The organism is Actinacidiphila sp. bgisy145, assembly GCF_057708125.1.
This window is the reverse complement of sequence record NZ_JBYIRL010000002.1, coordinates 341,751-359,631: the sequence shown is the minus strand read 5'-3', so window position 1 is coordinate 359,631 and position 17,881 is coordinate 341,751. Positions and strand designations below refer to the sequence as shown.

The window sequence follows — 17,881 nt, the reverse complement described above, 5'->3', positions numbered from 1 at the left end:
GGCCGGAGCGGGTACATGTCCCCCCATGAAATACGTGGTGCGGGAGAAGATGTTCGCGGTCGGCGACGACTACTGGGTGGAGGACGAGCACGGGCGGCGCGCCTTCTACGTGGACGGGAAGGTGCTGCGGATCAGGGACACCCTGGAGATCCAGGACGCCGAGGGCAACGAGGTGGCGGTCATCCACCAGAAGCTGCTGAGCCTGCGCGACGCGATGACGATCGAGCGCGGCGGGCAGACCCTGGTGACCGTCAAGAAGAAGCGGCTCGCCTTCCTGCGCGAGGTCTTCCGCGCGGAGCTGGCCTCCGGTGAGGAGCTGGAGATCCGCGGCGACCTCATCGACAAGGAGTACGACATCGAGTACGAGGGTGGGGGCGCCCCCGCCGAAGGCAGGGGGAGGCTCGCCCGGATCTCCCGCCGCTGGTTCACCCTGCGGGACTCCTACGCCGTCGACGTGGAGCGGGAGGACGCCGACGCGGGCATGCTGCTGGCGATCGCGGTGTGCGTGGACCACATCGTCGCCAAGGAGCACGACTCCGACTGATCACAGGCGGCGGTTTCCGGCTGGTCACAGTCGGCGGTCGCGCAGGACCGGGAAGTCCGCCCGGGTGGCGGCCACCGACGAGGGGTCCAGGTCGGCGGTGAGGGTCTGCGCGTCCGGGCCCGCCTCGCACAGGATCTCGCCCCAGGGGTCGACGATCATGCTGTGGCCGGCCTGCGGCACCCCCGCGTGCGTGCCGGCGGTGCCGCAGGCGAGGACGTACGCCTGGCACTCCACCGCCCGCGCCTGGGCCAGGACCCGCCAGTGGGCGAGCCGGCGGGCGGGCCAGCCGGCGGGCAGCACGACGATCTCCGTCCCGGCGTCGACCAGCAGCCGGAACAGCTCCGGGAAGCGCAGGTCGTAACAGGTCGCGAGGCCGAGTACGGCATCGGGGTGGCGCACGGTGACGACTTCCGCGCCGGGCGCCATCAGCGCGGCCTCGCCGCGGTCGAAGCCGAACCGGTGGATCTTGCGGTAGGCGCCGCGGAGCTCGCCGTCGGGTCCGAAGACGAGCGAGGTGTTGTAGAGCGGCCCGTCCGGGTCGCGCTCGACGACCGAGCCGGCGTGCAGCCACACCCCGGCGTCGCGCGCGGCCGCGCCCATCGCCTCGACGGTCGGCCCGTCCGGCACCTGCTCGGCCTCGGCCGCGAACAGGTCCGCGGCGAAGGCGCCCACGGTCCACAGTTCCGGCAGCACCACGAGATCCGCCCCGGCCTGCGCCCGTACCAGCGCCGCCACCCGGGCCCGGCGGACGGCCGGCAACTCGGCGGGGTCCACGTCGATCTGGAGAAGCGTTGCGCGCATCCGTACACCGCCCCTACGTTGGGTCGTCGAAGTCGGGCCTACCATCGTCACTCGAAAGCACTGCGTGGGCGCCCGCGCGAAGACTAACTTAGGCGCCAAACCGCCACGACCGCGCACCGACCGTCGAGGGGTCCCGTGACCGTCCACCGCAAGATCCAGCCGTACATCGACGCCTGGACCCACTCCATAGAGTCCATCAACGAACTGGTCTCGCCGCTGCCGGAAGCCGAGTGGAACCGGCCCACCGACTGCCCGTACTGGTCCGTGCGCGACGTGGTCTCCCACGTCATCGGCTTCGAGTGCGAGATCCTCGGCGACCCGCGGCCGATCCACAGCCTGCCGAGCGACCTGCGGCACATCACCAGCGACCGCGCCCGCTACACCGAGGTCCCGGTCGACATCCGCCGCCACCACACCGCGCCGGAGATGACCTCCGAACTGGAGTACACCATCATCCGCCGCTCGCGGCAGCTGCGGAACGAGTCGCGCGAGCCCGACGCCGACGTGCGCGCGATCGGCGGCGGCGAGACCACCCTCGAAGAGCTGCTGTGGTCACGGGTGTTCGACGTGTGGGTGCACGAACAGGACCTGCGCCGGGCCCTGGACAAGCCCGGCAACCTCGCCTCGGCGGCGGCGGTGCTCTCCCGCGAGTTCGTGCTGCGCGCGCTGCCGAAGGTGGTCGCGCACGACGCGGGCGCCAAGCCCGGCTCCGCGGTGGTCTTCGACGTGCACGGCCCGCTGGAGTTCATGCGCACCGTCCGGGTCAACGCCGAGGGGCGCGGCACCATCGACTCCGCGGTCTCGCTCGGCCCGGCGGTCACCTTCGTGGTCGAGTGGGAGGCGTTCCTGCGGCTGCTGACCGGCCGGGTGAAGGCGGCGGCGGTGCCCGAGGACCGGCTGAAGATCGAGGGCGACGAGGAGCTGGCGCAGGCGATCCTGGCGAGGCTCGCGGTCACCGAATAATCGGACGGGACGGCGAACTCCCCCTGAACCAGGGCGAATCGGTGGCCGAAAGTGAATTCTTGCACGCGCGGTGATGATCCAGTAACAGTCCGGCGACCAATACCTCAAGTTTCGGGCATAGGACACGAGTTCGGCGAGTAGGGTGAGGCGAACTCATCCTGTTGCCGCCCGTACGTCAGCGTGACCCGGCACGGCGGTCGGCTTCCGGTCCGGCCATGGGGTATCGCCTGATGTCAGCTCAAGGCTCACCGTTACCGTCTCAGCCGCCGCGGCGCTCCGGCGGCGGATTCCGCGCAGCCGGACGTGCCGCACCACTCCCGCTCGCCGCGGTGGTCGCCGCCGGGGCGGCCGGCGCGTGGGCGGTGCGCCGCGCCGACGCCCAGGACCGCCCGTTGGTGGCCGCGACCGCCGCGCTGGCCGCGCTGCTGCTCGGCACCGCGGTCGCGCTGGCCGCCTCCCGCCGCCGCACGGTACGCCGACTGCGCGCCGAAGCGGCCGAGTTACGGGAGGACACCGCCCGCTCCGTGGCCCTGCACGCCGAGGCCACCCGGCAGGCGGCCGCCGAACTGGAGTCGTCCCGGCGGTCGTTGCGCGACGCGGAGGCGCGGCGGCGGGCGTGGGCCGAGACCGAGGCGTCGCTGCGCGGCGCACTGCGCACCCAGACGGCACGGGCCGCCGCGCTGGAGGAAGAGGCCGTACGGCTGGCGGAGGTGACGATCCCGCTCGCCGTCGAGCAGTTGCGCGAGGGCGGCTCCACCGGCACCGTCCTGGCCGCGCTGCCGCGCCCCGAAGGGCGCACCCACCAGCGGCTGCTGGAGGTGGCGGTGCGCGAGCTGGGCGCCGGGGAGCGCGCCCGGGCCGCGGGGATGGCCGCGTGCGCCAGTGCCGCCGCCCGGGTGCAGGCGCTGACCACCACCATGCTGGCCGACCTGCGCGAGATGGAGCAGCGGCACGACGAGAGCGTGCTGGACGACCTGCTGCGGCTGGACCACTACGCCGCCCAGACCGGCCGGCTCGCGGACAGCGTCGCGGTGCTCTCCGGCTCGCGCTCCGGGCGCCGCTGGACCCGGCCGATCGCGATGGAGAGCGTGCTGCGCGGCGCGATGGGCCGTATCCACGCCTACCGCCGGGTGCGGCTGCACACCACGACCGGCGCGGCCGTCGCCGGGCACGCCGCCGAGGGCGTCATGCACGTCCTGGCCGAACTCATGGACAACGCCTGCAACTTCTCGCCGCCGTCGGAGGAGGTCCACGTCTACGTCCAGGAGTCGCACTCGGGTGTCGTGGTCACCGTCGAGGACGCCGGGCTCGCGATGCCCGCGGGCGACCTCGCCCGGATCGAGGGCCTGGTCTCGGGCGACCCGGCGGAGGCCGCGGGCGACCTGCTGCCCGGCCTGTCCGGCACCCGGATCGGGCTGACCGTGGTGGGGCGGCTGGCCCGCAAGCACGGCCTGCGGATCTCCTTCCGGCCGTCCTCGCGCGGCGGCACCGGCGTGGTCGTGCTGATCCCGTCGCGGATCGTCACCCGGGCCACCGAGGCGTACGGGCCGGGCCTCGAGCCGGCCGCCGGGCCCGGACCAGGCCGCGGGTACGAGCCCGCGCCCGGGACCTCCTACGGCACCGCGGTGGCCGGCGGGCGGTACGGCGACCGGACCGGCACCGACGTCGGCGCCGGCCACGACGGCTTCCCCGAGCCCGCACGGCCCGAGGAGATCGGGCACACCGGCCCCCACACCGCACCGGACGGTCGAGGCGCTCCCGCGGGCCCTGACGGCGGCGTACGGCCCGTACGGCCCCGTACCGCCGCCGGTCCGGAAGGCGGCGCCACGGGCGGCCCGGCCGACCCCGTCCACGTGCCGCTGCCGCGGCGCACCCGGGGCCGGGGCATGCCCGAGCCCGCGCCCGGGTACGACTCCTCCCCGTGGCCTACGGCGGGCCCGGCGCCCGCCACGGGTGCCGACGCGGGCGCCCGGTTCGGCGCCTTCCGGGACGCGGCGACCGGGCGGGACCGGGGCAGCGCCGACAGCGAAGGGGAGGGTGACCAGTGACGACGAACGGCACCGGAGGCGCCGGAGGAGACGTCTCCTTACTGCTCGAACGGTTCGTGGCCCTGACGCCCGGCGCCCGCCACGCGCTGCTGCTGTCCGCCGACGGCCTGAAGCTGCACTGGTCGCCCGAGCTGTCCGTGGACCGCGCCGACCAGCTCGCCGCGATCGCCTCGGGCATCCAGAGCCTGGTGCACGGCGCGTCCGTCGAGTTCGGCGACGGCACCGGCGGCGTACGGCAGTCCATGACCGACTTCCACGGCGGCGCGCTGTTCATCGTCGAGGCCGGCGCGGGCGCCCATCTGGCCGTCGTCGGCGAGGAGTCGGCGGACGCCCGGGCGATCGGCCGCGGCATGAACGACATCGTCGAGGCGGCCCGCGGCCCGCAGGGCACCCTGCCGGCGGCGGGCGTACGCGGGAAGCTCCCGGCATGAGAAGCGGGCCGATACGCGGGCCGGTCGACAGCGGCGCCCCGGACCGGCTCTACACCCTCACCGGCGGGCGGAGCGGCACCGGCACCAAGGGCTTCGACCTCGCCACCGTCATCGCCGCCCGCGGCGAACCGCTCCCCGGGATGCCCTCGGAGCACGTCCGCATCCTGCGGCTGTGCCGCCGCCCCATCGCCGTGCTCGAACTCTCCTCCCGGCTGGCCCTGCCGGTCGGCGTGGTGCGCGTGCTGCTCGCCGACCTCCTCACCGGGCAGCACATCACCGCGCACGCGCCCACCACCGCGGCGGAGTTGCTGCCCCCGTCCGACATGCTGAGGAAGGTCCTCCGTGCGCTGCACAACCTCTGATCCACGGAAGACACCCGCGCCATGACGCCGCCTCAGGAGTGGGAGCCGCAGCAGCAGGAGCCCCGGGAGCGGCGCGGCCGGGCGGACGAGGTGGTGCCGCCGCGCGGGCTCGCGCCTCAGGGGCGGATGCCGCAGGTGGGCGCGGCCGCGCGGCAGCGGCTCGCGGAGATACCCGGGCCGCAGCCGGTGCCGCCGTGGGGGCCGGCCGCGACGAGCGAACGGCCGCCCGGCCCCGTACCCGCGAGCGGCCCTGTTCCCGGGCCCAGCTCCGTATCCGCGCCCACCTCCGTGTCCGGGTCCCCGCCCGGTCCCGGTTCCGCGCCGGACCACCGGCCGGTCGCCCACGTGCCGCACCCGGCGGCGCCCGCGTTCGACCACGCCGACCCGGGCGCGTACTACCGGGCGCTGCGCGAGGCGTACGGGCCGGTCGCGCCGGTGCTGCTGGACGGCGGGGTGCCCGCGTGGCTGGTGCTCGGCTACCACGAAGTCCAACTCGTCGCGGGAAACCCGGAGTTGTTCGGACGCGACCCGCGCCGCTGGCACGCCTGGGACCGGGTGCCCGCCGGGTGGCCGCTGCTGCCGCACGTGGCGCACACCCCGTCGGTCCGCTTCACCGAGGGCGCCGAGCACCAGCGGCGCGCAGGCGCGGTCGCGGACGTGCTCGGCGAGGTGGACCCGTACGAGCTGCGGCAGCGCGCCGAACGGGCCGCGGACGCCGCGGTGGACGCCTTCGCGGGCGCCGGGCGGGCGGAGTTGGTGGCGCAGTACGCCGAGCAGGTGCCGCTGCACGTCATGGCCGGGCTGTTCGGGCTGCGCCCGGACGAGACGGCGGCACTGGAACGGGACCTGGCCGGCCAGTACGGCTACGGCACCGCCGCGCCGCCCGCGCAGTGCCCGGCGCACCCGGGCGGTGCTCCGTCCGCGTCCGGGCCCGCCGCGTCCGCCGCGCGGTTGCGGACCATGCTGGAGGCGGTGCTCGCCCGGGTGCGGCGCGCTCCCGCGCCCGGCGCCGACCTGCCGTCCCGGCTGCTGGCGCACCCGGCCCGGCTCACCGACGAGGAGGTCGTGCAGGATCTGCTCACGATCATGGCGGCCGGGCGGCGGCCCACCGCCGACTGGATCGGCAACACGCTGCGACTGCTGCTGACCGACGAGCGGTTCGCGCTCACCCTGTCCGGCGGGCGGCGGAGCATCGCGCAGGCGCTGGCGGAGGTGCTGTGGAGCGATCCGCCCGTGCAGAACGTGATCGGGCGCTGGGCCACCCGCGACACCCAGCTGGGCGGGCGCGCCATACGGCGCGGCGACTGCCTCGTGCTCGGGCTCGCCGCCGCCAACGCCGATCCCCGGGTGCACCCGGCGCTGCCCGGCGGTGCCGTCGGCAACCACGCGCACCTGTCCTTCAGCCACGGCGCCCACCGCTGTCCGGCGCCCGCGCCCCAACTGGCGGAGATCGTCGCGACCACGGCCCTGGAGATCCTGCTCGACCGCATCCCGGATCTGGCGCCGGCGCTGGCCTCGGCGGAACTCCCCTGGCGCCCTTCCCTCTGGCAGCGCGGCCCCGCCGCGCTCCCGGTCACCTTCACCCCGCTGTAGGGGGCGCGGGGAACGGCGCGACAAGCCACCGTGCACCGCAAGGTCCGGCACCCGCAGGACGGGGCATCTCGGAGGGAACGCCCACCGGCAGGTGGTCCCTCAGCCGACGGAACCGGGCAACCCGGGGGGTCCCGTCGGCGCATGACTGCGGTGGACGCTCTCCACGCGGCTGGCCGCGACCCGTTCGCGTTCGAGCCGGGCGGTGCGGCGCCGCAGCCGCAGGATCTGGGTGGTGCCGAGGAGTTGGAGCACGAAGACGCTGCTCCAGGCCACGCGGTAGTCGTCGTGGGTGGCGTCCAGGAGCAGCCCGATCGCCAGGAGGGTCACCATCGACGCGGTGAACCCGCCGATGTTGACGATCCCGGAGGCGGTGCCGAACCGCTCGGGCGGGTTAGCCGGGCGGGCGAAGTCGAAGCCGATCATCGAGCCGGGCCCGCACGCGCCGAGCACCACGCACAGCACGACGAGCAGCCACAGCGGGTCGTGCCCGCCGGGCCACGCCAGCACCGCCGCCCAGGCGAGGGCGGTCGCGCCGATCACCCCGAGCGTCAGCGGCATCCGGACGCCGTGGTGCCGGGCGATGAGCTGCCCGAAGAGCATGCCGAACACCATGTTCGCGACGACCACCAGCGTCAGCAGCGTGCCCGCGCTGCCCCGCGACAGCCCCTGGTCCTCGACGAGGAACGGCATCCCCCACAGCAGCAGGAACACCATCCCGGAGAACTGCGTGGTGAAGTGCGTCCACATCCCCAGCCGGGTGCCGGGCTCCCGCCAGGCGTCGGCGATCTGCCGCCGCACGTACGCGGTCCCGACGTGCTCGACGGGCGCGGGGGCGTGGCCGTCGGGGTGGTCCTGGAGCAGCAGCGCGACCAGGACCAGGACGAACGCGCCGCCGATCGCGGTGCCGAGGAAGGTCGGGGTCCAGCCGGCGGAGTGCAGCAGCCGCGAGAGCGCCACCGTGGAGACCAGGTTGCCCGCGACGCCGAAGAGCGCGGCGCCCTGCGCCACCATCGGCCCGCGCCGGGCGGGGAACCAGCGCGAGCCCAGCCGCAGCACGCTCACGAACGTCATCGCGTCGCCGCAGCCGAGCACCGCGCGGGCGGCGAGCGCGGTGCCGTAGGAGTGGGAGAGCGCGAACGCGCCCTGCCCGGCGGTGAAGAGGACCGCGCCGAGCATCAGCACCTTCTTCGTGCCGAGCGAGTCCACCATCAGGCCGACGGGTATCTGCATGCCCGCGTAGACGAGCACCTGGAGGATGGAGAACGACGACAGTTCGGAGGCGCCGATGTGGAAGCGGGCGGCGGCGTCGATCCCGGCGACGCCGAGGCTGGTGCGGTGGACGACGGCGACGAGGTAGACGAGGGTGCCCACTCCCCACACGAGGGCGGCCCGGCGGCCGCCCGGTGGGTCCCCCGGCAGCGGCTTCGCGGTCACGACTCGCCCCGGGCCAGCGTGTTGACCCAGGACACGTGCCTGTCGACGACTATCGCCGCGGTCCGCTCGTCGCCGTCCCGCAGCGCCTGGAGGATCTCGGTGTGCTCGACGATGTTCTTCGCCACCCGGCTCGGCTCGGCGTGCATCGTGGCGACCCCCATCCGCAACTGGCGGTCCCGCAGCTGGTCGTAGAGGTGCGCGAGGATGCGGTTGCCCGCCGCGCGGACGATCTCCGCGTGGAAGGTGCGGTCGGCGACGGCGAAGGCGGCCAGGTCGCCGGCGGCGGCGTGCGCGCGCTGCTCGGCGAGCGAGTCCTCCAACTGGCCGATCAGCCCGGCGGGTACGGCCGGCACCACCTTGGCGACCGCGTGCTGCTCGACCAGCAGCCGGGTCTCGACCACGTCGGCGATCTCCTGCGCGGAGACCGGCAGGACCAGCGCGCCCTTCTTCGGATACAGCTTGAGCAGGCCCTCGGCCTCCAGCCGCAGCAGGGCCTCCCGCACCGGGGTGCGCGAGACCCCGACCGCCTCGGCGAGGTCGCCCTCGGTCAGCAGCGTCCCGCCCTCGTAAGAGCGGTCCAGCACCCCGCTCTTCACATGGAGGTAGACCCGCTCGGCGGCGGGCGGCGACTTCGTATCCATAATGCGCACATCATAGATACAACACACAAGCAGACGATAGCCCTTTAGGCGGCAGGCATACGTCGAGCCGGGGCCGGGGATGTCTCCCGACCCCGGCTCATTGCCGTGCGCTCAGCGGTTGACGGTCTGGATCTCCTCCACCGTCACCGGCTGCTCGGACTGCGACATCCCGTCGGGCAGCGCGGTCCCCGCGGGCTGCACGTCGGCGGTCGGCGTCCACCACACCTTCCACGTCATGGCCGCGGTGAACGTGTAGTTCCCCGAACTGGCCTTGGTGTACGTGACGTTGCAGGACGCGCCGGAGGTGTCCAGCGACGCGCCCGTACCCGACTGGCTGAACCGGTAGTCGCAGCTCTGCGGGCTCGCGTACTGCGTGCCCGCCTCCACGTGCAGGCTGTACGGCTGCGCCACCACCGTGGCCGCGACCGCGTCGCCGTTCGGCTCGGTCAGCTGCGCGGTCACCGACACCTGGGCGTCGGTCTCCTTGAAGTCCACGTACGTCGGCAGGTTCACCTTCTGGTTGCCCGGCTGCGGGCTCAGCTTGACGCCCTTGGTGGGCAGCTTCAACTGGCCGTACGCCGCCTTGGCCAGCACCTCCGGGGATATCGCGCCCTGGGGCGGGTCCGCCGGCGGCTCCCACATCCACCCGGTGCTGTACGGGCAGGTCGCGCCCGGCTCGTTGAGCGCGTTGTCGTCCCAGGTCAGCACCCACCAACTACCGTCGTCGCCCTTGTGGTACTTGATGTCGTTCATGTCCGACTGGACTTCGTTGTAGTACGTGTAGACGGTACCCGCGCCCTCCTGGCCGGCCGCGATGTACCGACGGTCGATCTCGTCCTTGAACTCGTCCGGCGTGAAACTCGTGTACCAGCACACCGGCGGCGAGAAGTTCGCGTCCGACGAGGTCACCGGCGTCGAGCCGTCCCCCTCCCCGTTCCCGCGGTGCGTATAACTCACGTGCACCTGGTACGAGGTGCCGCCACCGGAGGCAGTGCTGCTCGATGAACTCGTGTCACCGTAGCCCTTGCCCGTCTTGGCGACCGCTCCCTCGGCGGTGCCGGCCAGCACGGAGACGCAGACGAGGGTGACGGCAGCGCCGCGGGTCAGTCGACGTACTGTCAGGCGATCTGGCACTGCTTCGCTCCGTTCTGCCACGTATGGTCGTATGCCTGCCATTCTCCTGTGGAACTCTTGGTCATGGTCAGCGTCCACAGGTTGAAGTCCTCCAAGGACGGCGTGGTCACGTCGACCTTGCCCGTCTTGGCGTCCTTGCCGTACGCCTTCCGCTGGTCCTCGCAGTACTGGACCGCCAGGTTCCCGGTCGAGAGGGTCTTCACCACCGGCTTGTAGTAGTTGAAGGTCCCGGTGACGACACTGCCGTCCTTGCCTTGCGCGATCAGCGAATCGGCGAACTCCGCACCGTGCTCGCCGGTCCAGAACCGTTTGAAGAACGCCGGTTCCTTGGTGTAGACCCTCGCCGTAAACTCGACCACGGCCGTCGCCGCGTAGGTGGCGTCCTTGAGTGCGGCCTTCTTCGTCGGGTCGCTGCTGTCGAACCCGTCGAAATTGATCTTGATGTCCGACGGAAGGTCGAACTTCGGCGCTGTCGGGCCTGCCGCCTGGGTCGGAGACGCGGTGGTCGCCGTCGCCGAGGCACTGCCCGTCGGGCTGTCCGACGAGCTGATCTTGTCCGAGCTGTTGGAGCCACCGCCACAAGCAGCCAGCAGGAGCGCGGCCGCAGCCGCAGTGACCGCGGCGACGGGCAGGGAAGAGCGGGTCACGATGACATCCCCCGTGAGATACCTGTACGTAAACAGAGTTGGCACCTCGACGCTACCGGCGCCACCCCAGCGACCGGAAGCGCCCCTCCCACAACTGTGACCCGCCCGGCACAACCCCGGCGCCCTGGAGTCAGGTGCCGGTGTCCAACGACGTCACCGACGTCGAGTACGTGCGACCGTGCGACGCGCGGTGCGTCCGCTCAGTCCGCCTGGCACTTCTTCACCCCGTGTACCCAGCTGTAGTCGACGACCTGCCACTCGCCGGACGACGCCTTGCTCATGACGTACGTCCAGGAGTTGTAGCTGCGCAGCGACGGCTCGGTCACCGTCACCTTGCCGGTCTTCGCGTCCTTGTCGTACGCCTTGCTCTGGTCCTCACAGAAGAAGACGTTCACCGAGCCCGCCGCCTTGTTGACCGTCACCTTCGGCCCGTAATAGCGGATGGTGCCGGTGGCGACCTTGCCCGTCCGCGCGTACGAGATCATCTGGTCTGCCAGCGCCGCGCCATGATCGCCGGTGAAGAACCGCTTGAGGTTCGGCGTCTCCGCGAGCTTGCCCAGCGCCTCCATCTCCACCACCGACGTGGCCGCGTACGTCGCGTCCAGCAGCACCGCCTTGTTCGTCGGGTCGCTGCTGTCGAACCCGTCGAAGTTCACCTTGATGTCCGACGGAAGGTCGAACTTCGGCGCTGTCGGGCCTGCCGCCTGGGTCGGGGACGCGGTGGTCGCCGTCGCCGAGGCACTGCCCGTCGGGCTGTCCGACGAGTTGGCCTTGTCCGAGCTGGTGGAGCCGCCGCCGCAGGCGGCCAGCAGGAGCGCGGCCGCGGTGACCGCGGCGACGGGCAGCGAAGAGCGGGTCACGATGACATCCCCCCGTGAGACGTCTCTATGTCAAGAGAGTTGGCACGCTACCAGCGGTCGGGGGTGGATACGTCGTCCAGGGTGTTCATCAGGACGGCGAAGGAGACGAGCAGGATGATCAGGGTGAGGCCGACGATGAGGGGGAGGACGAAGGCGGAGGAGGAGACGCCGGCGGTGGAGGTGGTGCCGTCGGTGGTGGCCGTGACGGCCTCCATACCGGTGTAGTGCATCGCGCTGATCGCGAACGCCATGACCAGCGCCGCACCGGTGATGGCCACGCGGCCGCGCACCCGCAGGGTCGCCCACAGCGCGGCGGTCGCCGCCACGACGGCGATGACGACCGAGAGGGCCACCACGGCGGGGTCGTAGGAGAGCGAACCGGGCAGCCGGATCGCGCGCATGCCCAGGTAGTGCATACCGGCGACGCCGAGCCCGGCCAGGACGCCGCCGCCGAGCAGGTGGTGCCAGGCGTCGCGGCGGCCGGCGACGTGCATGCCGACGCCGACGACGACCACCGCCAGCAGCCAGCTCAGCGCGGTGAGGGCGACCTCGTAGCGCAGGTCGGCGCCGTCCACCTCGTACCCGAGCATCGCCACGAAGTGCATGCCCCATATCCCGCTGCCCAGTGAAACCGCGCCGGCCGCCAACCAGCCTTTTCCACGGCCCGGTCCGACCACCCGGAGCCGGCCGGCACACGAAAGCCCCAGCACCGAGCCGATGAAAGCGATCAGATACGCGGTGGCCGGATACCACGAACTGGACCAGAGTTGCGCGTGGTGCGTCATGGCGCACGCCCTCCCAAGGAATTCCCCGCCGCACACGGCTCCGGCACCGTCCCGGCCGGCTCACCACGGGCGTTCAATGGGAGATTTCTATCACCGCGATGGCCGAAAAAAGCCCCCCGGAAAGGAAAAGAGGACGTGACGTCGATCCTGTCCGCGGGCGAACTCGAACCGGTGATCTTGAAGGGCGGGTTGCGCGGGAAACACGGAGACGCGTGGGAATTGCGAGGCGTTTTCGCGGCGGCGTTTCTTTACGGGTGGATGGTGCCGACGAGGGAGGCGGTGGACACGAGGGTGGACTGGATCGTGGGGGCGAGGCTGGAGGAGGCGAGGCAGAAGCCGAGGAGGGTGCAGGTGATGGCATGGCTCGGCTTGAGCGAGCGGTTGTGCATCTGCATTCCGGCCAGAAGCAGGAGCAGCAGGACGACGGAGACAGAGACGACCATACGGTCGATGGCAGCACAAAAGGTGCGGAAAGTGGGGGCGACACGCACGTGCGGCAGGCCGGGGCGTCCACACGCCCGGGCCCGCCGCACGAAAGGGTGTTCAGCCGGCGCCCACCGGCCGGGCGACCGCTACGACCAGGTGATCAGCCGCTTGGGCTGTTCGAGGACCGCCGCGATGTCGCCGAGCACCTTCGACCCCAGCTCGCCGTCGACCAGCCGGTGGTCGAAGGAGAGCGCCAGGGTGGTGACGTGCCGCGCCTTCACCTTGCCCTTGTGCACCCAGGGTTGGAGCTTGACCGCCCCGAACGCGAGGATCGCGGACTCCCCCGGGTTGAGGATCGGGGTGCCGGTGTCGACGCCGAAGACACCGACGTTGGTGATGGTGACGGTGCCGCCCTGCATCGCGGCGGGCGAGGTCTTCCCCTCGCGCGCCGTGCTGACCAACTCGCCCAGCGCGGAAGCCAGTTCCGGCAGCGTCTTGTCGTGGGCGTCCTTGATGTTCGGCACCACCAGACCGCGCGGGGTGGCCGCGGCGATGCCCAGGTTCACATAGGACTTCCGGACGATCTCCTGGTTCGCCTCGTCCCAGGCGGAGTTGATCTCCGGGTTGCGGCGGATCGCCACCAGCAGCGCCTTGGCGACCAGCAGCAGCGGGCTGACCTTGAGGCCCGCGAACGCCGGATCGGCCTTCAACTCCTGCACCAGCTTCATCGTCTTCGTGATGTCGAAGGTCACGAACTCGGTGACGTGGGGCGCGGTGAAGGCGCTGGCGACCATCGCCTGGGCGGTGGCCTTGCGGACGCCCTTGATCGGCACCCGGGTCTCGCGGGCGCCGGAGGAGGCGATGCCGAAGGCCGCAGCGGCCTCTCCGGTGTCGGCGGTCTCCGGCAGCGGCAGCCGGGCCGGCGGCGCGGCGGCGGCCCGGATGTCCTCGCGGGTCACCTCGCCGTGCGCCCCGGTGGGCTCCACCATGGCCAGGTCGACGCCCAGTTCCTTGGCGAGCTTGCGCACCGGCGGCTTGGCGAGCGGCCGCTGCGCGCCGGGCACCGGCCCCGCCGCGGAGGGCGCGGCGGCTGGAGAGGGGGCAGGGGCGGATGCGGGCGCGGGCGCCGCCTGCCCGTTGAGCTGCTGCGCGCCCGCCTGCTGCTTGCGCGGCCGCCGGGTCGTCGACGACGGCGCGACCCCGTAGCCGACCAGCACCGCCTTGCGTTCCACCGCCGGCTCCGGCGCGGCCTCGCCCGGGGCCTCGGCGGCGGCCGGTGCCGCCTCGCCCCCGTCCGTCACGGCGCCCCCGGCATCCCCCGCGCCGTCAGCACCATCCGCGCCGTCGGCGCCGTCGGCACCGCCCGCGTCCACCACGATGATCGGCGTGCCCACGTCCACCGTGGTGCCCTCGTCGAAGCGGATCTCGCTGACCACCCCGTCGAACGGGATCGGCAGCTCCACCGCCGCCTTCGCCGTCTCGACCTCGCAGATCACCTGCCCGTCGGTGACCGCGTCCCCGACGCCCACGTACCACTTGAGGATCTCCGCCTCGGTCAGGCCCTCGCCGACGTCCGGCATCCTGAACTCGCGAAAGCGCTGCGCCTGTACGGCCATGATCGTCACAACCCTCTCCTCAGTACGCCAGCACGCGGTCGACGGCGTCGAGTACGCGGTCAAGACCGGGCAGGTACTCGTCTTCCAGCCTGGCCGGCGGGTACGGCGCGTGGAAACCGCCCACCCGCAGCACCGGCGCCTCCATGGCGTAGAAGCAGCGCTCGGTGATCCGGGCCGCGATCTCCGCGCCGGAGCCGAAGAAGACCGGCGCCTCGTGCACCACGACCAGCCGGCCGGTCTTCTCCACCGACGCCTGCACGGTGTCGAAGTCGATCGGCGAGATCGAGCGCAGGTCCACCACTTCCACGCTGCGGCCCTCGTTCGCCGCCGCGGCCGCCGCCTCCAGGCACACCTTCACCATCGGCCCGTACGCCACCAGGGTGACGTCGGTGCCCTCCTGGGCCACCGCGGCCTTGTGCAGCCCGGCGGGCACGGCCGAGACGGCCACCTCGCCCTTGTCCCAGTAGCGGCGCTTGGGCTCGAAGAAGATCACCGGGTCGTCGCACTCGATGGCCTGCCGCATCATCCAGTACGCGTCCGACGCGTTGGACGGCGAGACCACCTTCAGCCCGGCGATGTGCGCGAAGAGCGTCTCCGGGGACTCGCTGTGGTGCTCGACCGCGCCGATGCCGCCGCCGTACGGGATGCGGATGACGATCGGCAGCTTGATCTTGCCGAGCGCCCGGGCGTGCATCTTCGCCAGCTGCGTGACGATCTGGTCGTACGCCGGGAAGACGAACCCGTCGAACTGGATCTCCACCACCGGGCGGTAGCCGCGCAGCGCCAGGCCGATCGCGGTGCCCACGATGCCGGACTCGGCGAGCGGGGTGTCGATCACCCGGCCCTCGCCGAAGTCCTTGAACAGGCCGTCGGTGATCCGGAAGACGCCGCCGAGCCGGCCGACGTCCTCCCCCATCACCAGGACCTTCGGGTCGTTCTCCAGTGACGTGCGCAGCGACTCGTTGAGCGCCTTCGCGATGGCCATCTGCGTCATGTCAGTGCCCCTTTCCGGCGCTGCCGGCGCCGTGGCCCGCTGCGGGGGCGTCCTCGAAGGAGTCCAGGTACTCGGCGAACCGCGCGCGCTCCTCGTCCACCAGCGCGTGCCCGTCGGCGTAGATGTGCTCGAAGACCGCCATCTTGTCGGGGTCGGGCATGCCGCGCACCCCGTCCCTGACCCGCTTGGCCAGGACGTCGCTCTCGGCCTCGACGCTCGCGTAGAACTCCTCGTCGGCCAGGTCCTGCTTGTCGAGGTAGGTGCGCAGCCGGGCGATCGGGTCCTTCGACGCCCACTCCTCGCGCTCCTCGTCGGCGCGGTAGCGCGTCGGGTCGTCGGTGGTGGTGTGGGCGCCCATCCGGTAGGTGAACGCCTCGACGAGCATCGGGCCCTGCCCGCTGCGGGCGTGGTCCAGGGCGGCCCGGGTCACCGCGAGCACCGCGAGCACGTCGTTGCCGTCCACCCGGACGCCCGGGAAGCCGAATCCGGCCGCGCGCTGGTAGATCGGCACGCGGGACTGCTTCTCGGTCGGCTCGGAGATCGCCCACTGGTTGTTCTGGCAGAAGAACACCACCGGCGCGTTGTAGACCGCCGCGAAGGTGAAGGCCTCGGCCACGTCGCCCTGGCTGGAGGCGCCGTCGCCGAAGTACGCGATCACCCCGGCGTCCGCGCCGTCCTTGGCGACGCCCATCGCGTAGCCGGTCGCGTGCAGCACCTGCGAGCCGATGACGATGGTGTACAGGTGGAAGTTGTTCTCGTTCGGGTCCCACCCGCCGTGGTTGACCCCGCGGAACATGCCCAGCAGGTTCAGCGGGTCCACGTCCCGGGTCCAGGCGACACCGTGCTCGCGGTAGGTCGGGAAGATGTAGTCGTCGGGGCGGGTGGCCCGGCCGGAGCCGATCTGGGCGGCCTCCTGGCCGAGCAGCGACGCCCACAGCCCCAGCTCGCCCTGCCGCTGCAAGGTGATCGCCTCGGCGTCGAACCGCCGGGTCAGCACCATGTCCCGGTACAGGCCACGCAGCTCGTCCGGGGTCAGGTCGATGGAGTACGCGTCGTGCTCGACGCGTTCGCCTTCCGGGGTCAGTAGTTGTACGAGCTCGGGCTCGCCCCCACGGCGCTTCGCGCGGCCGCGGCTACTGCTCCGCGCGGCGGTGCTCTTCACGCTCACGTTCGCTCCTCCGTCTGTCCGGCCCCCGGGATCTGCCGGAGAACCAGTGCGGCTGACCAGGTCCGGCGGGACGCACGGGGTATGTGCGGCATGACCGGGCCAGGCGTGACAACGCCCCGGCGAATGGCCTGCAAAGCAGACGTTACCTATATCCGGAAGCCTTCGCGTACACCGAGGGCACACTTTCTGACCTGCGGTTTTGCTTGGATTTCCTAGTAGTCCGCGTTACCGCAGGCCATGACCGGGACACCGGCACCGTATCCCGATCGGGAAAACTCCGTAAGGGGTGAACGGCACGGAGCGCCGTCAGGTTCCGGCCACCGGCGCGAACGCGACCAGCCGGACATAGCAGACGCAAGGCCACCGCCGCCACTCGCGCCGGCCGGAGCCGCCAGTTGATCTACGCTGAGCCGCGTGATGGGCACGGCACAGCGGCCGCCCGCACTGACCGCCCTGTTACGCCGCTACGACCGTGCGGCAACCCTGCTGACCTGCGAACGCGTTCCGCGCGGGTTACTCAACCGGGGCTGGCGGATCACGACGAACAGCGGCCGCTTCTTTCTGAAACAGTACGTCGCCGCGGACACCGCGGCCCCCGCGGTGATCGCCCGGCAGCACCACGCGACGCGCAGGCTCGTCCGGATCGGACTGCCCGCGGCCGCGCCGCTGCACGACCGGGACGGCGCCACCGTCACGGTGGTCGACGGCCACGGCTACGCGCTCTTCCCGTGGGTCGAGGGCCGCCACCGCGAGGGCACCGAACTCTCCGCCTGCCAGTCCCGCCGGCTCGGCGCGCTGCTCGGCATGGTGCACACCGGGCTGGCCGACACCCAGCCGCCGCCCCCGGCCGGGCCGCACCCCAGCGCCGACCCCGACCGTACCCACGAGCAGATCGACCAGCTGCTGGCACTGGTGCGCGGGCACCGGCCGTACGACGCGTTCGACGCGCTCGCCGAGCACCGGCTGCTCGAACGCCGCGAGTTGCTGCGCCGCTACGCGCACCGGCGGCCGCCGGACGCCGACGGCACGGTCAGCGGCTGGGTGCACGGCGACTTCCACCCGCTCAACGTGCTCTACCGCGGCGAGGAGCCCGCCGCGATCATCGACTGGGACCGGCTCGGCGTCCACCCGCGCGCCGAGGAGGCGGTGCGGGCGGCCGTCATCTTCTTCGTGCACCCCGCCGACGGGCGGCTCGACCTGGCGAAGATCCGGGGGTACGCCCGGGCGTACCGGCGGGCGGCGGGGATCGCCGCGGCCGAACTGGCCGCGGCGGTGCACCGCGTGTGGTGGGAGCGGCTCAACGACTTCTGGATGCTGAACTGGCGCTACCAGCACCGCGACCGCCGCTCCGATCCCCTCTTCCCGGCGGCGTCCGCGCTGGCGGTGTGGTGGACCGAGGAGTACGCCCGCGTGTGCGAGGCGTTCACGGGGTGA

General features: G+C 72.3%; 18 protein-coding genes. 7 read left to right on the top strand and 11 right to left on the bottom strand.

Translation table 11 applies throughout. The features are described from left to right. Positions 1-25: 25 nt before the first annotated feature. Positions 26-544 carry an LURP-one-related/scramblase family protein gene (locus AC3ERT_RS03320; RefSeq protein ID WP_435172530.1) on the top strand — a complete coding sequence of 173 codons (519 nt, stop codon included), beginning with the start codon at positions 26-28 and terminating at the stop codon, positions 542-544. A 24-nt stretch (positions 545-568) separates the two neighbouring features. Here the strand turns inward: AC3ERT_RS03320 and AC3ERT_RS03315 are convergent, their stop codons facing one another. After that, positions 569-1,345: a carbon-nitrogen family hydrolase gene (locus AC3ERT_RS03315; protein WP_335971950.1), complete on the bottom strand. Its 777-nt coding sequence runs from the start codon at positions 1,343-1,345 to the stop codon at positions 569-571. A gap of 135 nt (positions 1,346-1,480) precedes the next feature. Between AC3ERT_RS03315 and AC3ERT_RS03310 the strand changes: the two genes are divergently transcribed. The 5 genes from AC3ERT_RS03310 (at position 1,481) to AC3ERT_RS03290 (ending at position 6,742) form a co-directional block, all read left to right on the top strand. Continuing rightward, entirely contained in the window at positions 1,481-2,308 is an 828-nt protein-coding gene (locus AC3ERT_RS03310) for a maleylpyruvate isomerase family mycothiol-dependent enzyme (protein ID WP_335971948.1), read from the top strand. Between the two features lie 329 nt (positions 2,309-2,637). After that, on the top strand, positions 2,638-4,356 hold the full coding sequence (locus tag AC3ERT_RS03305; protein WP_335971946.1) for a sensor histidine kinase: 1,719 nt from the start codon (positions 2,638-2,640) through the stop codon (positions 4,354-4,356). Beyond that, positions 4,353-4,787 carry a roadblock/LC7 domain-containing protein gene (locus AC3ERT_RS03300; RefSeq protein ID WP_335971944.1) on the top strand — a complete coding sequence of 145 codons (435 nt, stop codon included), beginning with the start codon at positions 4,353-4,355 and terminating at the stop codon, positions 4,785-4,787. Before AC3ERT_RS03305 ends, AC3ERT_RS03300 begins: the two co-directional genes overlap by 4 nt. Then, the gene (locus AC3ERT_RS03295) at positions 4,784-5,149 is read left to right on the top strand and encodes a DUF742 domain-containing protein (protein WP_335971942.1); all 366 of its coding nucleotides are present in this window, start codon (positions 4,784-4,786) and stop codon (positions 5,147-5,149) included. Before AC3ERT_RS03300 ends, AC3ERT_RS03295 begins: the two co-directional genes overlap by 4 nt. Before the next feature lie 21 nt (positions 5,150-5,170). After that, a complete protein-coding gene (locus tag AC3ERT_RS03290; protein ID WP_435172528.1) occupies positions 5,171-6,742 on the top strand; it encodes a cytochrome P450 family protein in 1,572 nt (523 codons plus the stop codon). A 99-nt stretch (positions 6,743-6,841) separates the two neighbouring features. On the opposite strand, the gene AC3ERT_RS03285 is transcribed toward AC3ERT_RS03290, so the two are convergent. The 10 genes from AC3ERT_RS03285 to pdhA all read right to left on the bottom strand — a co-directional run bounded on the left by AC3ERT_RS03285 (position 6,842) and on the right by pdhA (position 16,447). Then, complete coding sequence (locus AC3ERT_RS03285; RefSeq protein ID WP_335971939.1) at positions 6,842-8,176, bottom strand: MFS transporter; 1,335 nt, start codon at positions 8,174-8,176, stop codon at positions 6,842-6,844. Next, positions 8,173-8,817: a GntR family transcriptional regulator gene (locus tag AC3ERT_RS03280; RefSeq protein WP_335971937.1), complete on the bottom strand. Its 645-nt coding sequence runs from the start codon at positions 8,815-8,817 to the stop codon at positions 8,173-8,175. Before AC3ERT_RS03280 ends, AC3ERT_RS03285 begins: the two co-directional genes overlap by 4 nt. Positions 8,818-8,928: 111 nt before the next feature. Continuing rightward, entirely contained in the window at positions 8,929-9,951 is a 1,023-nt protein-coding gene (locus tag AC3ERT_RS03275; RefSeq protein ID WP_435133728.1) for a hypothetical protein, read from the bottom strand. Then, entirely contained in the window at positions 9,936-10,598 is a 663-nt protein-coding gene (locus AC3ERT_RS03270; RefSeq protein ID WP_435133731.1) for a hypothetical protein, read from the bottom strand. The genes AC3ERT_RS03275 and AC3ERT_RS03270 overlap by 16 nt, the downstream gene beginning before the upstream one ends. 200 nt (positions 10,599-10,798) lie before the next feature. Further along, positions 10,799-11,458: a hypothetical protein gene (locus AC3ERT_RS03265; RefSeq protein WP_435172526.1), complete on the bottom strand. Its 660-nt coding sequence runs from the start codon at positions 11,456-11,458 to the stop codon at positions 10,799-10,801. A gap of 47 nt (positions 11,459-11,505) precedes the next feature. After that, entirely contained in the window at positions 11,506-12,243 is a 738-nt protein-coding gene (locus AC3ERT_RS03260) for an MHYT domain-containing protein (protein WP_335971928.1), read from the bottom strand. 248 nt (positions 12,244-12,491) lie between these two features. Then, positions 12,492-12,686 (bottom strand): hypothetical protein, encoded by a 195-nt coding sequence (locus AC3ERT_RS03255; RefSeq protein WP_335971925.1) that lies wholly within the window; start codon positions 12,684-12,686, stop codon positions 12,492-12,494. Positions 12,687-12,815: 129 nt separating this feature from the next. Continuing rightward, complete coding sequence (locus tag AC3ERT_RS03250) at positions 12,816-14,285, bottom strand: dihydrolipoamide acetyltransferase family protein (RefSeq protein ID WP_335972230.1); 1,470 nt, start codon at positions 14,283-14,285, stop codon at positions 12,816-12,818. Between the two features lie 19 nt (positions 14,286-14,304). Then, positions 14,305-15,279 (bottom strand): alpha-ketoacid dehydrogenase subunit beta, encoded by a 975-nt coding sequence (locus tag AC3ERT_RS03245; protein WP_335971923.1) that lies wholly within the window; start codon positions 15,277-15,279, stop codon positions 14,305-14,307. A 1-nt stretch (position 15,280) separates the two neighbouring features. After that, positions 15,281-16,447 (bottom strand): pyruvate dehydrogenase (acetyl-transferring) E1 component subunit alpha, encoded by a 1,167-nt coding sequence (pdhA, locus tag AC3ERT_RS03240; protein ID WP_435172524.1) that lies wholly within the window; start codon positions 16,445-16,447, stop codon positions 15,281-15,283. A gap of 417 nt (positions 16,448-16,864) precedes the next feature. On the opposite strand from pdhA, the gene AC3ERT_RS03235 reads away from it, so the two are divergent. After that, positions 16,865-17,881 (top strand): phosphotransferase, encoded by a 1,017-nt coding sequence (locus AC3ERT_RS03235; RefSeq protein ID WP_335972228.1) that lies wholly within the window; start codon positions 16,865-16,867, stop codon positions 17,879-17,881.

Bases quoted from the DNA above. Each gene is read 5' to 3' on its own strand.
- AC3ERT_RS03320 (WP_435172530.1), top strand. From the start codon at position 26: ATGAAATACGTGGTGCGGGAGAAGATGTTCGCGGTCGGCGACGACTAC.
- AC3ERT_RS03315 (WP_335971950.1), bottom strand. From the start codon at position 1,345: ATGCGCGCAACGCTTCTCCAGATCGACGTGGACCCCGCCGAGTTGCCG.
- AC3ERT_RS03295 (WP_335971942.1), top strand. From the start codon at position 4,784: ATGAGAAGCGGGCCGATACGCGGGCCGGTCGACAGCGGCGCCCCGGAC.
- AC3ERT_RS03290 (WP_435172528.1), top strand. From the start codon at position 5,171: ATGACGCCGCCTCAGGAGTGGGAGCCGCAGCAGCAGGAGCCCCGGGAG.
- AC3ERT_RS03280 (WP_335971937.1), bottom strand. From the start codon at position 8,817: ATGGATACGAAGTCGCCGCCCGCCGCCGAGCGGGTCTACCTCCATGTG.
- AC3ERT_RS03260 (WP_335971928.1), bottom strand. From the start codon at position 12,243: ATGACGCACCACGCGCAACTCTGGTCCAGTTCGTGGTATCCGGCCACC.
- AC3ERT_RS03255 (WP_335971925.1), bottom strand. From the start codon at position 12,686: ATGGTCGTCTCTGTCTCCGTCGTCCTGCTGCTCCTGCTTCTGGCCGGA.
- AC3ERT_RS03250 (WP_335972230.1), bottom strand. From the start codon at position 14,285: ATGGCCGTACAGGCGCAGCGCTTTCGCGAGTTCAGGATGCCGGACGTC.
- AC3ERT_RS03245 (WP_335971923.1), bottom strand. From the start codon at position 15,279: ATGACGCAGATGGCCATCGCGAAGGCGCTCAACGAGTCGCTGCGCACG.
- AC3ERT_RS03235 (WP_335972228.1), top strand. From the start codon at position 16,865: ATGGGCACGGCACAGCGGCCGCCCGCACTGACCGCCCTGTTACGCCGC.